Source organism: Streptomyces sp. ITFR-6, assembly GCF_031844725.1.
Classification (GTDB): Bacteria; Actinomycetota; Actinomycetes; order Streptomycetales; family Streptomycetaceae; genus Streptomyces.
The window spans coordinates 6635184-6652379 of record NZ_CP134612.1 but is presented as its reverse complement, the minus strand read 5'-3'; the positions used below and the strand labels follow the sequence as shown (position 1 = coordinate 6652379).

At 71.0% G+C, this 17196-nt stretch carries 14 protein-coding genes; 5 read left to right on the top strand and 9 right to left on the bottom strand.

What is annotated here, in order from left to right; genetic code table 11:
- Positions 1-108: 108 nt before the first annotated feature.
- Both RLT59_RS30250 and RLT59_RS30245 read right to left on the bottom strand, forming a co-directional pair.
- Complete coding sequence (locus tag RLT59_RS30250) at positions 109-996, bottom strand: hypothetical protein (RefSeq protein WP_311306340.1); 888 nt, start codon at positions 994-996, stop codon at positions 109-111.
- 4 nt (positions 997-1000) lie between these two features.
- Positions 1001-1627, bottom strand: a complete 627-nt coding sequence (locus tag RLT59_RS30245; RefSeq protein ID WP_311306339.1) for a papain-like cysteine protease family protein — start codon at positions 1625-1627, stop codon at positions 1001-1003.
- Between the two features lie 225 nt (positions 1628-1852).
- Here RLT59_RS30245 and RLT59_RS30240 point away from each other — a divergent pair, with 225 nt between their 5' ends.
- Positions 1853-2779 carry a hypothetical protein gene (locus tag RLT59_RS30240; RefSeq protein ID WP_311306338.1) on the top strand — a complete coding sequence of 309 codons (927 nt, stop codon included), beginning with the start codon at positions 1853-1855 and terminating at the stop codon, positions 2777-2779.
- A gap of 90 nt (positions 2780-2869) precedes the next feature.
- Here the strand turns inward: RLT59_RS30240 and RLT59_RS30235 are convergent, their stop codons facing one another.
- Positions 2870-3295 carry a Rieske (2Fe-2S) protein gene (locus tag RLT59_RS30235; protein ID WP_311306337.1) on the bottom strand — a complete coding sequence of 142 codons (426 nt, stop codon included), beginning with the start codon at positions 3293-3295 and terminating at the stop codon, positions 2870-2872.
- A 266-nt stretch (positions 3296-3561) separates the two neighbouring features.
- On the bottom strand, positions 3562-6621 hold the full coding sequence (gene uvrA, locus RLT59_RS30230) for an excinuclease ABC subunit UvrA (RefSeq protein WP_311306336.1): 3060 nt from the start codon (positions 6619-6621) through the stop codon (positions 3562-3564).
- Positions 6622-6796: 175 nt separating this feature from the next.
- On the opposite strand from uvrA, the gene RLT59_RS30225 reads away from it, so the two are divergent.
- Both RLT59_RS30225 and RLT59_RS30220 read left to right on the top strand, forming a co-directional pair.
- Positions 6797-7489 (top strand): maleylpyruvate isomerase family mycothiol-dependent enzyme, encoded by a 693-nt coding sequence (locus RLT59_RS30225; protein WP_311306335.1) that lies wholly within the window; start codon positions 6797-6799, stop codon positions 7487-7489.
- 10 nt (positions 7490-7499) lie between these two features.
- Complete coding sequence (locus tag RLT59_RS30220) at positions 7500-8156, top strand: MBL fold metallo-hydrolase (RefSeq protein ID WP_311306334.1); 657 nt, start codon at positions 7500-7502, stop codon at positions 8154-8156.
- A gap of 75 nt (positions 8157-8231) precedes the next feature.
- Here the strand turns inward: RLT59_RS30220 and RLT59_RS30215 are convergent, their stop codons facing one another.
- The 5 genes from RLT59_RS30215 to RLT59_RS30195 form a co-directional block, all read right to left on the bottom strand.
- Positions 8232-9245, bottom strand: coding sequence for a TerC family protein (locus tag RLT59_RS30215; protein WP_311306333.1), 1014 nt, complete (start codon positions 9243-9245; stop codon positions 8232-8234).
- A gap of 259 nt (positions 9246-9504) precedes the next feature.
- A complete protein-coding gene (locus RLT59_RS30210) occupies positions 9505-11445 on the bottom strand; it encodes a TerD family protein (protein WP_311306332.1) in 1941 nt (646 codons plus the stop codon).
- Between the two features lie 145 nt (positions 11446-11590).
- Positions 11591-12169, bottom strand: coding sequence for a TerD family protein (locus RLT59_RS30205; protein ID WP_136328667.1), 579 nt, complete (start codon positions 12167-12169; stop codon positions 11591-11593).
- A 131-nt stretch (positions 12170-12300) separates the two neighbouring features.
- Complete coding sequence (uvrB, locus tag RLT59_RS30200; RefSeq protein ID WP_311306331.1) at positions 12301-14418, bottom strand: excinuclease ABC subunit UvrB; 2118 nt, start codon at positions 14416-14418, stop codon at positions 12301-12303.
- Positions 14419-14457: 39 nt separating this feature from the next.
- Positions 14458-15333 (bottom strand): MHYT domain-containing protein, encoded by an 876-nt coding sequence (locus RLT59_RS30195; protein WP_311306330.1) that lies wholly within the window; start codon positions 15331-15333, stop codon positions 14458-14460.
- 250 nt (positions 15334-15583) lie between these two features.
- Between RLT59_RS30195 and RLT59_RS30190 the strand changes: the two genes are divergently transcribed.
- Complete coding sequence (locus RLT59_RS30190) at positions 15584-16540, top strand: glycerophosphodiester phosphodiesterase (RefSeq protein WP_311306329.1); 957 nt, start codon at positions 15584-15586, stop codon at positions 16538-16540.
- 92 nt (positions 16541-16632) lie between these two features.
- Entirely contained in the window at positions 16633-17175 is a 543-nt protein-coding gene (locus RLT59_RS30185) for a methylated-DNA--[protein]-cysteine S-methyltransferase (protein WP_311306328.1), read from the top strand.
- Positions 17176-17196 lie beyond the last annotated feature (21 nt).

Below are 17196 nucleotides of genomic sequence, written 5' to 3'. Positions count from 1 at the left end.
GGGCGGTGACAACGCGGCGTGCGCACGGGTGGAGCCGGGCCCCGGGACACGGGTTGGGGGGCACGTGTCCCGGAGCCCGGGGTCTCCGGGGGCGGGCGGGACCCGCCGTCACTCCTGACCGCGGCGCCGCCCCCGGTTGCGCAGGGCGGTGGCCGCGCACAGGGCGAGCACGACGGCGGCGCCCGCGGCCGCCGCGCCAGAGGTGGCGGTCAGGGCGGTGGACCGGCCGGTGTCCGCCGCGATGGCGGGCCCGGAGCGCCCGGCGGGGGCCGGGGGCCGTCCGGCGGCGGGCTGCGAACCGGTGGGCCCGTAGCCGCCCGCCCGGCCCGCGCGGGCGTACCCGGAGCCAGGGAGCTTGTCCGCGTACGCGGCCCGTACCCGGGTGCGGTAGGCGGCCAGGGTGGTGCCGTCCTTGCCGACCGCGCCCACCGCGTCCCGGTCCAGCGGGAGCACCCTGCTCCCCTTCTGGACGTACCAGGCGTCGATCTGGGGCTCCCGGAAGACGGTGCCGCCGGGCAGCTTGCGGGCGCCCGCGGCGGTGTAGCGGGTCTCGTCGTCGCCGGTGGCGATGTTCACCACCTGCCAGTGCCCGTCCTTGCCCGGCTCGGGCAGCGTCCACAGGGACGCCTTCTGGCCGTCCGAGGAGACGGCGGTGCTGGCCAGGTAGTCGAGCGCGGCGACGGGCGCCCCCGGTTCGCCGGCCACGAAATCGGCGGACAGGGTGCGGACCGGCACGGCCGCGCCCTCGATCCGCGGGGCGGCGGCCGCCCTGGTGACGGCGCCCTCCCGGGCGAAGAACCGGGACAGGGTGTCCAGGGTCGTGGCATCGGTGGCCGCCTCATGGGCCGCCGCCAGGGATGCCGGGGTGGCCGAGGGCCCGGTGGCGGCCGAGGCCTGCGGGGCGGCGGTGAGCAGGGCGGCGCCCGCCAGCACCCCGCTCGCGGCGAGGGCGGCGGCGAAGGGACGCGCGCCGCGCACGGTACGGGTGGAGGTCATGCCGTCACGCCCCGATCCGGTAGAGCGAGTGGGTCCAGGAGAACTCGCTGTTGTTCACGTACCAGGCGTGCGAGGCCCAGTTGTAGCGGTTGCTGGAGGGCCAGGGATCGCCCCAGTAGACCCAGCTGTTCGCGTCGTCGTAGCCGTACAGGACGTGCATGTGGCCGCCGCCGGAGGACCACTGGATGCGGGTCTCCACCGGCCGCCCGGCGCTGATCTCGGCCTGCACGGTGGGGTAGCGCAGCCAGCCGGTGACGTACGAACCGGGGTTGATGCCCGCCCAGTACAGACCGTCCTGGACGTTGCCGAGCGAGGCCTGCGAGTTGGGGCACTCGTAGCCCTGGGCCCGGCCGAACGCGGCGTTGCAGAACTCGTTCTGGGTGTGGTTGCGGCCGAACCACGCGGCGACGGTGTTGCCGGCGGCGGCCCAGCACCAGTTGCTCTTCTGCTGGGCCTGCATGGTGATGTTCAGCCGCTGGGCGGCGGCGAGGGTGGCGGTGGGCGCGGAGCGGCTCTGATCCGACGCGGTGGCGGTCGTCGCGGTGGCGGTCGTCGCGGGTACGGCGAGCAGTACGGCGGCGAGGAGGGCTGTGACCGACAGCCTTCCGGTCCTGACTCTTCGGTTGCGCATGGTGGCCTCCCGGGGCGGGGGGTGGGGTTCCAAGGAGCGCGTCCGGACGCTGTCGAGGAGCATCAACCGTTGTCGGGAACGGGTCAACACGCTTCAATGCGGGGGAACATCGCGGTGTGAACGCCCGGGGCGGCTCCGTGAACGTCTCCCCCCGGCCACCTGCGGACCGGCATCCACCGGCGCGGAACCGCCCCCGCGCGACGTGAACGTTCACCTGGAGGACCCATGCAGCACACCGAGGCCGAACTGGCGCAGGTGCTGCACACCGGCCCGTTCCATCTGGCGCTGCGCACCGCGCTCTCGGTACGCGGGCTGCCGCTCCAGCGGGTGCAGCACCATCTCGCGCACCGCGGGGTGAAGGTCGGTGTGACCAGCCTGAGTTACTGGCAGCAGGGCGCCAGGCGTCCGCAGCGCCCGGAGTCCCTGCGGGCCGTGAAGGCACTGGAGGAGGTGCTGGAGCTGCCGGGGAACTCCCTGCTCGGGCTGCTGGGGTCCGGGGAGTCCCGCCCGGAGGCCGACCGCCCGCAGGGCCGCTCGTACCGTTCCCTGGTGGACGCGTCCGGCGCGGTCGAGCAGCTGCTCGCCGCGATGGAGTCACCCGCGGACGGCGGGCTGCACACGGTGGGGCACCAGGAGCGGGTACGGATCGGGCCCGGCCGCCGGTTGCAGCAGCGCGGCTCCCAGCACGTGGTGCGCGCCCACCGCGACGGCATCGACCGCTATCTCGCCGTGTACCGAGGCGATCCGGGCTGCGATCCGGCCCGGGTCGGGGTGAGCGCGCGGGAGAACTGCCGGACGGGGCGGGTCCGCTGGGACGCGGCGGCGGGGGTGCTGGTCGCGGAGCTGCTCTTCGACACCCGGCTGCGGGCGGGCGACACGTACCTCTTCGGCTACGGCTTCGAGGACGGTACGGGCGGGCCCTGCGGCGAGTACGTGCGCGGTTTCAGCTTCGGCGGCGGGCAGTACGTGCTCCAGGTCCGGTTCGACGAGGAGGCGCTGCCGGTCCGGTGCCGGCGCTTCGTCCAGGTGTCCGCCGGGGCACCGCGCGGTGCCCGGACCGACCTCACGCTCACCGGCCGCCACCGGACGGTCCATCTGGTGGAGCAGGGGGTGCGGCCGGGCCTGGTCGGCATCGACTGGGACTGGGAGTGAGCAGCGGGGCGGTTCGGGCTCGCGGCGGGTCCGGGCGGGGCCGGTTCGGGCGGGGCCGGTTCAGGCGGGGCCGGTTCAGGCGGGGCCGGTTCAGGCTTCGGGGCCCGCGACCAGCCGGCCGCCCTCGACCCTGACCGGGACGGAGGGCAGCGGCACGGTCGCCGGTCCGTGCACGGCCTTGCCGGTGGTGGTGTCGAAGCGGCTGCCGTGACAGGGGCAGTGCCCCTCGTTCTCCTCGACCTTGTCCAGCAGGCAGCCCGCGTGGGTGCACTGGGCGCTGAACGCCTTGTACTGGCCCTTGGCCGGGCAGCTGACGATGACGCGCTGCTCGCGGAAGAGCTTGGACTCGCCCACCGCCACCTCGTCCGGGGCGCCGAGCTCGACGGGCGCGGTGGGGGTCGGCGTCTGGGCGTGCCCGAGCTTCGAGTCGGTCGAGCAGGCGGCCGTTCCCAGCCCGGCGACGCCCACGAGAGCGGCGCCCTTCAGCACGGTACGGCGGGCGGGCTGGCCGGGCATGCGGTCTCCACTGGTCTGAGGGATTCGGTGCGGTGCCAGAGGTGCCTGGGACAGCAGCGGCAGCGGAGGCATCGGTGACGTAACCGACGATACCGGCGGAGAGGGATGCCCCGGCGCCCGGGGGCGGGTGCGGCAGGTCACGCGGGGCGGCTGCGGTACGGCCGCCGTACATACGGCGAGGCGGCGCCCCCGGAACCGGGAACCGCCGCCTCGCCTGCCGTCAGGCCGTGCACGCGCGGGCTGTCAGGCCTTGCGTGCGCGGGCTGTCAGGCCTTGCGTGCGCGGGCCGCCTTCTTGGCGGCCGCCTTCTTGGTGGCGGCCTTCTTCGCCGCTGCCGTGCCCGTGGCCTTCGCCGTGGTGCTCCGGACCGTCTTGGCCGTCGCCGTCTTCCTGACAGGGGCGGACTTCGCGGCGACCGCCTTCTTCGCGGCCGTCTTGCGGACCGGCTTACGGGCTGCGGGGACCGCCGCCTCACTGATCCGGTCCGCGTCCAGGATGCCCTGGAGGAACTTGCCGGTGTGGCTGGCGGGGACCCCGGCCACGTACTCCGGAGTGCCCTCGGCGATGACCAGTCCGCCGCCGTTGCCCCCTTCGGGGCCCATGTCGATGACCCAGTCGGCGGTCTTGACGACATCGAGGTTGTGCTCGATGACGATCACCGTGTTGCCCTTGTCGACCAGGCCGGAGAGCACCTTGATGAGCTTGGAGATGTCCTCGAAGTGCAGACCGGTGGTCGGCTCGTCCAGCACGTAGACCGTGCGGCCGGTCGAACGCTTCTGCAGCTCGCTGGCCAGCTTCACGCGCTGCGCCTCACCGCCGGAGAGCGTCGGCGCGGACTGGCCGAGCCTGACGTATCCGAGACCGACCTCGTTGAGCGTGCGCAGGTGGCGCGCGATGGTCGGCACGGCCTCGAAGAACTCCAGGCCCTCCTCGATGGGCATGTCCAGCACCTCAGCGATGGACTTGCCCTTGTAGTGGACCTCCAGCGTCTCCCGGTTGTAGCGCGCTCCGTGGCAGACCTCGCACGGGACGTACACATCCGGCAGGAAGTTCATCTCGATCTTGATGGTGCCGTCACCGGAGCAGTTCTCGCAGCGGCCGCCCTTGACGTTGAAGGAGAACCGGCCCGGCAGATAGCCGCGGACCTTGGCCTCCATCGTCTCCGCGAACAGCCTGCGGACGTGGTCGAAGACGCCCGTGTAGGTAGCCGGGTTGGAGCGGGGCGTCCGGCCGATGGGCGACTGGTCGACGTGCACGACCTTGTCGACGAGATCGTCCCCGTCGACCCGGGTGTGCCGGCCGGGGACCGACTTGGCGCCGTTCAGCTCGCGCGCCAGGTGGGTGTAGAGGATGTCGTTGACCAGCGTCGACTTGCCGGAGCCGGAGACACCGGTCACGGCGGTCAGCACCCCGAGCGGGAACGAGACGTCGATGTCCTGGAGGTTGTTCTCCCGGGCGCCGTGCACCGTCAGCAGGCGCGCGGGGTCGACGGGACGCCGGACGTCCGGCATCGCGATCGACCTCTTGCCGGTGAGGTACTGACCGGTGATCGACTTCTCGTTGGCCAGCAGCTCCTCCAGCGAACCGGAGTGGACCACCTTGCCGCCGTGCTCACCGGCGCCGGGGCCGATGTCGACGACCCAGTCCGCGACCTTGATGGTGTCCTCGTCGTGCTCGACGACGATGAGGGTGTTGCCCATGTCGCGGAGCCGGACCAGGGTCTCGATCAGCCGGTGGTTGTCACGCTGGTGCAGGCCGATGGACGGCTCGTCCAGCACATAGAGCACGCCGACCAGTCCGGAGCCGATCTGGGTGGCGAGCCGGATGCGCTGGGCCTCGCCGCCGGACAGGGTGCCGGCCGCGCGGTTCAGCGAGAGGTAGTCCAGGCCCACGTCGACCAGGAACTTCAGCCGCTCGTTGACCTCCTTGAGCACCCGCTCCGCGATCTTCTTGTCGCGGGCGTTCAGCTTCATCCGGCCGAGGAACTCGGCGCACTCGCTGATCGACATCGCGGAGACCTCCGCGATGGACTTCTCCATCACCGTCACCGCCAGGACGATCGGCTTGAGGCGGGTGCCCTCACAGGTCGGGCAGGGCACCTCGCGCATGTAGCCCTCGAAGCGCTCCCGGCTGGAGTCGCTCTCCGCCTCGGAGTGCCGCCTCTTGACGAACTGGACCGCGCCTTCGAAGGAGGGCGTGGTGTAGGCGCGCTCGCGCCCGTAACGGTTGCGGTAGCGGACCTCGGTCTGGATCTTGTGGCCGTGCAGCAGGGCCTTCTTGGCGCGCTGCGGCAGCCCTGCCCAGGGGATGTCCGTACGGAAGCCGAGGGCTTCGGCCAGCGCGTTGATCTGGCGGCCGAAGTACTCCTTGGTGTGGCCGTGCGACCAGGGGTGGATCGCGCCCTCTTCGAGGGACTTCTCCTCGTCGGGGACGATCAGCTCCGGGTCGACCTCCATGCGGGTGCCGATGCCCGTGCAGTCGGGGCAGGCGCCGAAGGGCGAGTTGAAGGAGAAGGAGCGCGGCTCCAGCTCCTCGAAGGAGAGGTCGTCGTACGGGCAGTAGAGGTGCTCGGAATACATCCGCTCACGCTCGGGGTCGTCCTCGGGGAGGTCGACGAAGTCGAGCACGACCATGCCGCCGGAGAGGCCCAGCGCGGTCTCGACCGAGTCGGTCAGCCGGCGCTTGGCGCTGTCCTTGACGGTGAGGCGGTCGATGACCACCTCGATGGTGTGCTTCTCCTGCTTCTTGAGCGTGGGCGGCTCGGAGAGCTGGATGGTCTCGCCGTCGACCCTGGCCCTGCTGTAGCCCTTGGTCTGGAGGTCGGCGAAGAGGTCGACGAACTCGCCCTTGCGCTCACGCACCAGCGGCGAGAGGACCTGGAAGCGGCTGCCCTCCGGCAGGCCGAGAACCTTGTCCACGATGGCCTGCGGCGACTGGCGCGAAATGGGCCGGTGGCACTCGGGGCAGTGCGGCTTGCCGATCCGGGCGAAGAGCAGCCGGAGGTAGTCGTAGACCTCCGTGATGGTGCCGACCGTCGAGCGCGGGTTGCGCGAGGTCGACTTCTGGTCGATGGAGACGGCGGGCGACAGGCCCTCGATGAAGTCGACGTCCGGCTTGTCCATCTGACCGAGGAACTGCCGGGCGTACGAGGAGAGCGACTCCACGTAACGGCGCTGCCCCTCGGCGAAGATCGTGTCGAACGCGAGCGACGACTTGCCCGACCCGGAGAGCCCGGTGAAGACGATGAGGGAGTCGCGGGGAAGGTCGAGCGAGACGTTCTTGAGGTTGTGCTCGCGAGCGCCACGGACGATGAGACGGTCGGCCACGCCGGTCCGCACCTTTCTAGAGAGAAGCGGGGGAACTGAGCCCCTGCCCCAGGGTATGGGGGGTGCCACAGCGATGTACGGAGCTTTCATCTCCGAGCGTATAGCACGCGCATTCGATTTACGGACGGCTGATGACTCCTTCACCCGAATGAGTGGCGGGGCTACTCTCTGCCCCATGACTGATCACGCGCACGACCTGGACGCACTGCGGGAAGCGACCGCCCGGCTGCTCAGCGCCACGGAGAAATTGGACGACTCCGAGCTCGCCCGGCCGTCGCGGCTGCCCGGCTGGAGCCGGGGCCATGTCGTCGCGCACCTCTCACGTAACGCCGACGCGCTGGTAAATGTTCTCCAGGGTCGGCCGATGTACGCAGACAGCGAAACCCGCGACCGTGACATCGAGCGCGACGCCCCCCGGCCGCAGGCCGAACAGCTGGCCGACCTGGCGGAGAGCGCGGCCGGATTCGTGGCGGCGGCGGCCGCCCCGGCCGACTGGTCACGCACGGTCGCGATGCGCAACGGTGTGACGGACTCGGCCTCCCGCATCCCCTTCCGCCGCCGCATCGAGGTCGAGCTGCACCACGTCGACCTGGGGGTCGGCTACGAGCTGGAGGATCTGCCGGATAAGTTCATCGCCCGGGAGATCGACTTCCTGGCCGAGCGGTTCGCCGGGCACCCGGAGGTCGTGTGCACGGGCGTGGCCGACGACACGGGCCGCGTCTGGACGACGGGGGGCGGGAAGGAAGGCGGCCCGGTAGCGGTCCGCGGGACGGCCCCCGAGCTGCTCGGCTGGCTCAGCGGGCGCCGCGACGGGTCCGCGCTGACCGTCGAGGGCGGGCACTCCCTGCCCGCGCTGCCCCCGCTATAGGCTGAGACGCATGACGTACAGCGGAATGGTCAAGGTCGGCGGGCCGGCGGACGTGCACGAGCTGACGGATCTGATGATCTCCAAGGTCGCCGTCGGGCCGATGAACAACAACGCCTATCTGCTGCGCTGCCGGGCCACCGGAGAGCAGCTCCTGATCGACGCGGCGAACGAGGCCGGGACCCTGCTGCGGCTGATCGGTGACGACTCGATCGCCTCGGTCGTCACCACCCACCGGCACGGCGACCACTGGCAGGCGCTGGGCGAGGTCGTGGCGGCCACCGGCGCGCGTACGTACGCCGGGCGCTACGACGCCGAGGGGATCGAGGTCCCCACCGATGTGCTGGTCGAGGACGACGACACGATCCGGGTCGGCCAGGTCTCCCTGACCGCCCGCCACCTGACCGGGCACACACCGGGGTCGATCGCGCTCCTCTACGACGACCCGCACGGCGCCCCGCACCTGTTCACCGGGGACTGCCTCTTCCCGGGCGGGGTCGGCAACACCTTCGGGGACGCCGAGGCGTTCGTGAGCCTGCTGGACGATGTGGAGACCAAGCTCTTCGCCCCGCTGCCGGACGAGACCTGGGTCTACCCGGGCCACGGCAACGACACCGCGCTGGGCGACGAGCGCCCGCGACTTCCCGAGTGGCGGGCCCGCGGCTGGTGAGTGACGGCCCCCGCGCCCCCTGCACAGCGAGGGTCATCGGGGCCGCGCCGCGGGCGTCACCGCCCCGCGGCCCTGTCAGGCGTCTATTCCGGCGCCCTTGTCCGCACCGTCGTCCACGCTGTCCTCGGCCTTCGCGTCCTCCGCGGCGGCCTGCTTCCTGGTGGCCAGGAGGCTGGTGATCGTGGTGATCACCAGCACGCCGCAGATGACGCCGAGCGAGACCGGGATGGAGATCTCCGGGACGTGCACCCCGGACTCGTGCAGGGCGTGCAGCACCAGCTTGACGCCGATGAAGCCGAGGATCACCGAGAGCCCGTAGCTGAGGTGGACCAGCTTCTTCAGCAGGCCGCCGATCAGGAAGTACAGCTGCCGCAGCCCCATCAGGGCGAAGGCGTTGGCGGTGAAGACGATGTACGGGTCCTGGGTCAGCCCGAAGATCGCCGGGATCGAGTCCAGCGCGAACAGCACATCGGTGGTGCCGATGGCGAGCATGACGACCATCAGGGGCGTCAGTACGCGCTTGCCGTTGTTCCGGATGAAGAGCTTGGTGCCGTGGTACCTGTCCGCGACCCCGAAGCGGCGCTCGATCGTCTTCAGGAGGCGGTTCTCCTCGAACTCCTCTTCCTCCTCGTCGGCCCGCGCCTCCTGGATGAGCTTCCAGGCGGTGAAGATCAGGAACGCGCCGAAGATGTAGAAGACCCACGAGAAGTTGGCGATGACCGCGGCGCCCGCGGCGATGAAGATCGCCCGCAGCACCAGCGCTATCAGCACACCGAAGAGCAGCACCCGCTGCTGAAGGTGCGAGGGCACCGAGAACTTCGCCATGATCAGCACGAAGACGAAGAGGTTGTCGACGCTCAGCGACTTCTCGGTGATGAATCCGGCGAAGAACTCGCCGGAGGCCTGGGTCTCACCGAAGGCGAGCAGGCCGAGCCCGAAGAGGGCGGCCAGGGCGATCCAGACGACCGTCCAGATCCCGGCTTCCTTGGCCGACACGTCATGGGGCTTGCGCCCGATGAAGAAGTCGACGGCGATAAGGGCGCTGAGACCAAGGATGGTCAGCGCCCAGAGGGTCCATGAAACGTCCACTGCGCCTCCGGCAGTTCGCTACGGCTACTGATCAGCGTCGTCGCTGCCGGAGGTCTCTTCCACCTGGGCGCGCGGGCTGCGCGCCTGGCCGGCGCCCCGGGACCGGTCACAGTCCGTACTGACGGGAACGCCGCGATCGGGAGTACTCCCCTCCGCCCAAGGAACAGTACAGGAATTACCAAGGAAAGGTAAAGGGAAAGCTAAAGAAGGATCAAAGCTCCAGGTCAGAGGGGTGGTGCCGGAACGGCGGCGGAGCAGGTCAGCGGGGTCCGCCGCTGCGGGCGGCCGCCACCCGGTCGAGTACCAGCTCAAGGACGCGGCTGCCCGGCGGCGTCGTCAGCGGCTCGTACGTCCAGGCGTGACCCACCCAGGGGTCGGCCAGATGGTCGTCGGCGACCGGAGTGATCCGGAGCAGCGACCTCCACAGCGGATCGAGCACCGGCCCGAACGCGGAGGCGTCCTCCCGGTCCGCGACCATCAGCAGATGCACGCCGACGGACGGCCCCTCGTCGGCGAGGTAGCGCAGCTGGTTGACGGCCCGGTCGTCGAAGCCGTGCGGGAAGTCGTTGACGATCAGCAGCTGCTCGGCCGGGTCCAGGTCGGGCGGCAGGGAATCCGCGGCACCGGCCCTGATCGCCATCTGCACCAGGTCGACCCGCCGGGTGAGCTGCGCGAGGACCGAGGACACTCCCCCGGCACCGGACGCGGGCGGCCCCGCGAGGACCCCGGAGCGGACCAGCGGGGCGAGCGCGGCCGAAGCGGAGCCGGCCGGGTCGATGACGTGGACCGAGAACTCGCCCGCCGGGTAGACAGCGAGCAGCCGGGCGGCGTGCAGCACCGCGCTCTCCATGGCCAGCCGGTGCAACTGGTCGCCGTCCGTCAGGGCGGCGGCCTCCGAGGCCGGGCGGCCGCTGTCGATCCAGATCCCGCGCTGCAGCGGCAGCCGTACGAGCAGCGGGATGCGCAGGGCGGCGCTCTCCGGCAGGTGCAGGTCACCGATCCGCAGCGCCATCGGGATCTCCATCGGCACCCGGTAGGCGTGCCAGACGGGGTTGTCCCAGCCCGCGTAGGGGGCGGGCAGCGCGGGTTCCACCACGGCGGACTCCGCGGCCAGCTGGGCGAGGTCGCGGTCCAGCGCCTCGCGGGCCCGGCCGGTCAGCTCGTCGCGTTTGGCGCGGGCCTGCTCACGGGCGAGGTCACCCGTGCCGCCGATCCTGCTGCGCGGGTCCGAGAGGGTCCGCTCCAGCTCCTGGTCCATCCGGGACTCCGCGAAGTCGACCGCGCTGCGGTAGGCGGCGGTGGCCCTGGCCAGGTCCTCGAACATCCCCCATATCTGGTTGTAGAGGCGCTCGTCCATGGACCAGCCGGTCGCGTCCCCCGCGACGGGCTGCGCCGGCTGTCCGGGCCCGGTGGGCGGCGCGGCGGGAGGGGGCGGCGGGGGCGCGGCGGACTGGCGGCGCGGGTGCGCGTAGTCGATGGGGCCGGACGGGACGGCGGCCGGGGTCTCGGGCTGCCGGTCGGCCGGCGGCCCGACGGGGGGCTGCCCGGCCGGGGGCTGCCCGCCGCCCTGGGCGGGTGCTGGTCGCGCCGGGTGCCGGACCCGGTCGCCCTCCGGGGTACGGGGCGGCGGCGGTGACACGGAGCGGGCCAGGCCGCGGGCGACGGCCTCCTGGATCGAACCGGCCAGTTCGGCCGCCCGGTCCACGCCCTGGTCGGCGAGCATCTCGGCGAGACCGCCCGCATAGCCCTGGCCGACCGCACGGACCTTCCAGGCGCCCTGCCTGCGGTAGAGCTCCAGGGCGGTGACCGCGGACTCGCTGTCCAGGCCGGTCAGGGTGAAGGTGGCGATCTCCGTGCCTTCGAGCCCGGTGACGGCGACGAAGGGCGCGGCCACGGCTCCGAACCGGGCCGGGCCGCCCGCCTCCAGCGGCAGGGCGAGCAGCACGGTGACCCGGTGCACCCCTTCCGGCAGGGCGTCGAGGTCGACGGCGAGCCGGTGGTCCGCCGCCGCCTGCCTGGAGACCTCCAGCCCCGGCAGCTGCGGCGAGCCGGGGTGGGCGATCCGCTCCACGCCGTGCACCGTGCCGTGCTCGTCCCCGAGGGTGGCTCCGGCGACGACCGGCGCCCCCGCCGAAATCCGGATCTCCAGACGGGTCTGGGGCAAGACGTGGTTCTGCCCCCGGACCAGCTCGGCCGTCATTGCCCTGTCCCCTCGACGAGTCGCTGCCGCGCGGCGCGGTACCGCGGCGGTGGTGATGCGCTGGTGGTGATGCGGTGCAGCTCCCGGCGGCCGTTGCCTCCGGGAGCTGCGCGTTGCCGATACGGACCGGCTGGTCCGGCTCCGCCTACAGGTGCGGCAGGATCGCCGGCATGAGGTCCTGGAAGGTCCGGCCGTTGGCCGGGGTGCCGATGGCGGTCATCTGCCATCCGTTGCCCGAGCGGTGCACCTTCGCCATGATCTGCGCGGTGTACTGCCCGCCCCCGTCCAGGGTGTAGCGGGCGAGCTCCTGGCCGTTGGTCTCGTCGACGATGCGGCAGAAGGCGTTCTGCACTTCCTGGAACGTCTGGCCGGTGAAGGAGTTCACCGTGAAGACGATCTGGTCGATGTGGACCGGCACCCGCTGCAGGTCCACCAGGATCGCCTCGTCGTCGCCGCCCGAGCCGGCGCCGCCGACCAGGTTGTCCCCGGTGTGCTTGACCGAGCCGTCGTCACTGACGAGGTGGCGGAAGAAGACGACGTCGACCGGCTGCTTGTCGGCGAACAGGACCGCCGAGGCGTCCAGGTCGATCTCCCGGGTGCGTGAACCGAACAGGCCGCGGCGCGGCGCCGCCTGCCAGCCGAGCCCCATCCGTACCGCGGTCAGGGTCCCCCCGTCGCTCTTCTGCAGGCTGATGGCCTGGCCCTTGGTCATATTGACCGTCACGCGCTGTCCCCTCTCCGCTTCCCCGCAAACCGTCCTTGCGCGGTTTCCAGCACCCTACGCATTAGCTCCACCGGCGCATCGGGTGCGGGCCGTTTTGTGTCGTTCCTGCAACACACCCCCGTACCGAGGGGTCAGGCCAGGCCTGCCTCCCGCATCTGGCGCAGCTCCTTCTTCAATTCCCCCACCTCGTCGCGCAGTCGGGCGGCCACCTCGAACTGCAGGTCCGCGGCGGCGGCGCGCATCCGGTCGGTCATCTCCTCGATGATCCCGGCGAGCTCGGTGGCCGGGCGGTCGGTGACCGCCGCCCCGTCGCCCTTGGTCTTCGCGGAACCGGCCTTGATGCCCAGCGTGGGCACGGGTGCCTTGGTGCCCTTCGTCTGGCGGTAGCCGGTGCCGAGCAGCTGCTCGGTGTCGACCTCCTCGCGGGCGATGGACGCGACGATGTCGTTGATCTTCTTGCGGAGCGGCTGCGGGTCGACTCCCCGCTCGGTGTTGTAGGCGATCTGCTTCTCACGGCGCCGGTTGGTCTCGTCGATGGCCTGCGCCATCGCCGGGGTGACCTTGTCCGCGTACATATGGACCTGGCCCGACACGTTACGAGCGGCTCGGCCGATGGTCTGGATCAGCGAGGTGCCCGACCGCAGGAAGCCCTGCTTGTCGGCGTCGAGGATCGCCACGAGCGAGACCTCCGGCAGGTCGAGGCCCTCACGCAGGAGGTTGATGCCGACCAGGACGTCGTACTCGCCGGAGCGCAGCTCGCGCAGCAGCTCGATGCGGCGCAGGGTGTCGACGTCGCTGTGCAGATAGCGGACCTGGATGCCCAGCTCCAGGAAGTAGTCGGTGAGGTCCTCCGACATCTTCTTGGTCAGGGTGGTGACCAGGACGCGCTCGTCCTTCTCGGTGCGCTTGCGGATCTCGTGCACCAGGTCGTCGATCTGGCCCTCGGTGGGCTTGACGACGATCTCCGGGTCGACGAGGCCGGTGGGCCGGATGATCTGCTCCACGAAGCCGTCGCCGCGGGAGAGCTCGTACTTGCCGGGGGTGGCGGAGAGGTAGACCGTCTGGTTGATCCGTCCGAGGAACTCCTCCCACTTCAGCGGGCGGTTGTCCAGGGCGGAGGGCAGCCGGAAGCCGTGGTCGACGAGGGTCCGCTTGCGGGAGGCGTCGCCCTCGTACATCGCGCCGATCTGCGGCACGGTGACGTGCGATTCGTCGAGGACGAGCAGGAAGTCCTCGGGGAAGTAGTCCAGGAGGGTGTTGGGCGCGGTGCCGGGGGTGCGGCCGTCGAAGTGCATCGAGTAGTTCTCGACACCCGAGCAGGTGCCGATCTGGCGGAGCATCTCGATGTCGTACGTGGTGCGCATCCGCAGCCGCTGGGCCTCCAGCATCTTGCCCTGCTTCTCCAGCTCGGCGAGCCGCTGCTCCAGCTCCTGCTCGATCCCGCCGACTGCCTTCTCCAGGCGCTCAGGACCCGCCACGTAGTGGCTGGCGGGGAAGACGTGGAGGGACTGGTCCTCGCTGATGACCTCGCCGGTGAGCGGGTGGAGGGTGGAGAGCGCCTCGATCTCGTCACCGAACATCTCGATGCGGACGGCGAGCTCCTCGTAGACCGGGAAGATCTCGATGGTGTCGCCCCGCACCCGGAAACTGCCCCGGGTGAACGCCAGGTCGTTGCGGCTGTACTGGATCTCGACGAAGCGGCGCAGCAGCTGGTCGCGGTCGATCTCGTCGCCCACCTTGAGCTGGACCATCCGGTCCACGTACTCCTGCGGTGTGCCGAGGCCGTAGATGCAGGAGACGGAGGCGACCACGACGACGTCACGCCGGGTGAGCAGGGAGTTCGTCGCGGAGTGGCGCAGCCGCTCGACCTCCTCGTTGATCGAGGAGTCCTTCTCGATGTAGGTGTCCGACTGCGGGACGTACGCCTCGGGCTGGTAGTAGTCGTAGTACGAGACGAAGTACTCGACGGCGTTGTTGGGCAGGAGCTCGCGGAATTCGTTGGCGAGCTGGGCCGCGAGGGTCTTGTTCGGCGCCATCACCAGGGTGGGGCGCTGGAGCTTCTCGATCATCCAGGCGGTGGTCGCCGACTTTCCGGTGCCGGTCGCGCCGAGCAGCACGACATCCTTCTCACCTGCCGTGACGCGCCGCTCCAGCTCGGCGATGGCCGTCGGCTGGTCGCCACTGGGCTGGTAGGGACTGACGACCTCGAAAGGCGCCACCGAACGTTCGATATTCGAAACGGGCCGCATGCAACCACCGTACGACCCCCCACTGACAACGGGGGCGGATCAGCGGTCGTGGTGCTCCACGGGGTCGCGCCGCTGCGAGTGGAAGGACGCCGGGTCGGCGTGCGTGCCGAACCGGGGCACCTGGCGCTGCGCGGGGATGCCGAGGGTCCGTCCGGCCGCGGCGTCCTCCCAGTCCGGGGTGCCCATCACCACCAGCGGGTCGAACGTCACGACGACCCCGGCGCCCAGCAGGAAGCAGGCCGGGCCGATCAGCATGGGCACGAGCAGGCCGGTCGGGGTGTCGCCCCCGGTGGTGCCGGCGAGGGCGGCGGCGTGCAGGTGGACCCGGAGCGCCGCCATGCCCGTGTAGTGCATTCCGCCGACCGCGACGCCCATGACGACGGCGGCGCCGAGGCTGGGCAGGAAGCCGTGGATCGAGACGGCGGCCCAGAGCGCGGCGGTCGAGGCCGACACGGCGATGATCACGGAGAGCATCACGGTGATCGTGTCGTACTCGAACTGCCCATCAAGTCGCATCCCGGCCATGCCGAGGTAATGCATGGTGGCCACGCCGAGCCCGGTGATCGTGCCGCCCGTCACCAGTGCCATCGGGGTGGCGCCCCGGTACCCGACCAGGAAGATCCCGACACCGACCATGACGATCGCGACAGCGAGGCTGGCGAAGGTGATCGCCTTGTCGTAGCCGATCGGCGCCTCCTCGACGGAGAAACCCATCATCGCTATGAAGTGCATCGTCCAGATTCCGGAGCCTATGGAAGTCGCACCGAGAGCCAGCCAGCCGGCCTTGAAGGAACGTTCCGTGCGCAGTGACCGGGTGGTGCAGCGCAGGCCGAGTGCCGCGCCGAGGCAGGCCATGAGGAACGCCGCGACGGGGGTCACCGCCCCATAGCTGAAGCCGTCGATTGTGCCCTGCATACACACGCCCTTCGCAGAAGCCCGGGTGCGGACGACCTTAGGGTCTGATCCGCCGGACAGGCCCTAAGGCGCGAGGCCCGGCAGACAAACAGAAGAACTGCACTTTATCGACAGGGTCACCGGTCCATGACGCGGTCCCCGGGGGCCGTTCACATGGTGGCCACCCTTCGACTCTCCCCCGTTCGGCGGCGGCTGCGACGCTCGGGCCGTCCGCTACTCCGACGCTCCGTACCCCACGCAAGGAGTCCACGTGCACGCAGGCACCGCTACCGCTACCGCCTCCGTCGCTGCCGCCGCCCTGCTGGCCGCCGGCACGTTCCTGCTGTCGAACACCGACGCCCCGGCCCCGGACACCACCACCACCGCTGCCACCGCCGCCGGGCACGCCGTGCCGGTGACGCGCGCCGACGCCGCCCCGCTCGTCATCTCCCACCGGGGCGCGTCGGCCTACGCCCCCGAGAACACCCTCGCGGCCGTGGACAGGGCCCACGCGCTCGGCTTCGACTGGGTGGAGAGCGACATCCAGTTGACCAAGGACGGCGTTCTCGTCGTCATCCACGACACCGATCTGAAGCGGACCACCGACGCCGAGAAGGTCTTCCCGGACCGCGCGCCGTGGGCGGTCAAGGATTTCACGGCCGCCGAGATCGCCCGGCTGGACGCGGGGAGCTGGTTCGGTGCGCGGTACGCCGGTGCCCGGGTGCCCACGCTCCGGCAGTACCTGGAACGCATCGAGCACAACCACCAGAGCCTGCTCATGGAGATCAAGAGCCCCGAGACCTACCCCGGGATCGAGCGGGCGGCCCTTCAGGTGCTGGACCAGGAGGGGTGGCTCGACGCCGGTCATGTCCGCGACCGCCTCGTGATCCAGAGCTTCGGCGCGGACAGCGTGCGCACGGTGCACAAGCAGCGCCCGGACGTCATCACGGGCTTCCTGGGCGCCCCGGCAGTCGCGGAGCTGCCCGCGTACGCCGGGTTCACCGACCGGATCAACCCGGAGTACACCTCGGTCTCGGCCGAGTACGTCGCGGTGGTGCACGCGCTGAAGGGACCGCACGGCAGGAGGCTCCAGGTCGACACGTGGACGGTCAACGACGCGGCGCAAGCGCTCCGGGTGACCGGCTACGGCGTGGACGGCATCATCACCAACGCACCGGACGTGGTCCGAGCGGCTACCGGGGCGCGCGAGGCCGCCGGAGGCATGTGAGGCGGTAGGCGAGGCCGCCGGCCGGCCGTTCCGGGGCCCTTGGTACGGCCGGCCACCGACCGTTGTCAGTGGCCGGCCGTACGGTGGATGCCATGAACAACAACGGGGTTGTCGAGTGGGCCGTCGTGGAGAGCGACATCGGTCCGCTGCTGCTGGCCGCGACCGGTGCCGGGCTGGTGAGCGTGGTCTTCCACGCCCGTCCGGCGGTACGGGACAGGGCGCTGGACCAGTTGCGGAGCCGGCTCGGCGCGGAGCTGATCGAAGCACCGGACTCCGCCCGGCTGGCCGAGCCGATACGCCAGTTCGCGGCGTACTTCGCGGGCACCCTGCGGGATTTCTCGCTCGATCTCGACTGGTCGCTGACGGGCGGCTTCAACCGCCAGGTGCTCCGTGAGCTGGCGGCCGGCGTGCCGTACGGCGCCGTCGCCAATTACGGGGAGCTCGCGGAGCGGGTCGGACAGCCCGGGGCGGCCCAGGCGGTCGGGGCGGCCATGGGGTCCAATCCGCTGCCGGTCGTGGTGCCCTGCCACCGGGTGGTGGAGCGCGACGGCGGGATCGGTGGCTTCGGCGGCGGTCTGGAGACGAAGCGGCAGCTGCTGGCGCTGGAGGGCGTGCTGCCGCAGCCGCTGTTCTGAGCCACCGCTACGCCGGCGCCC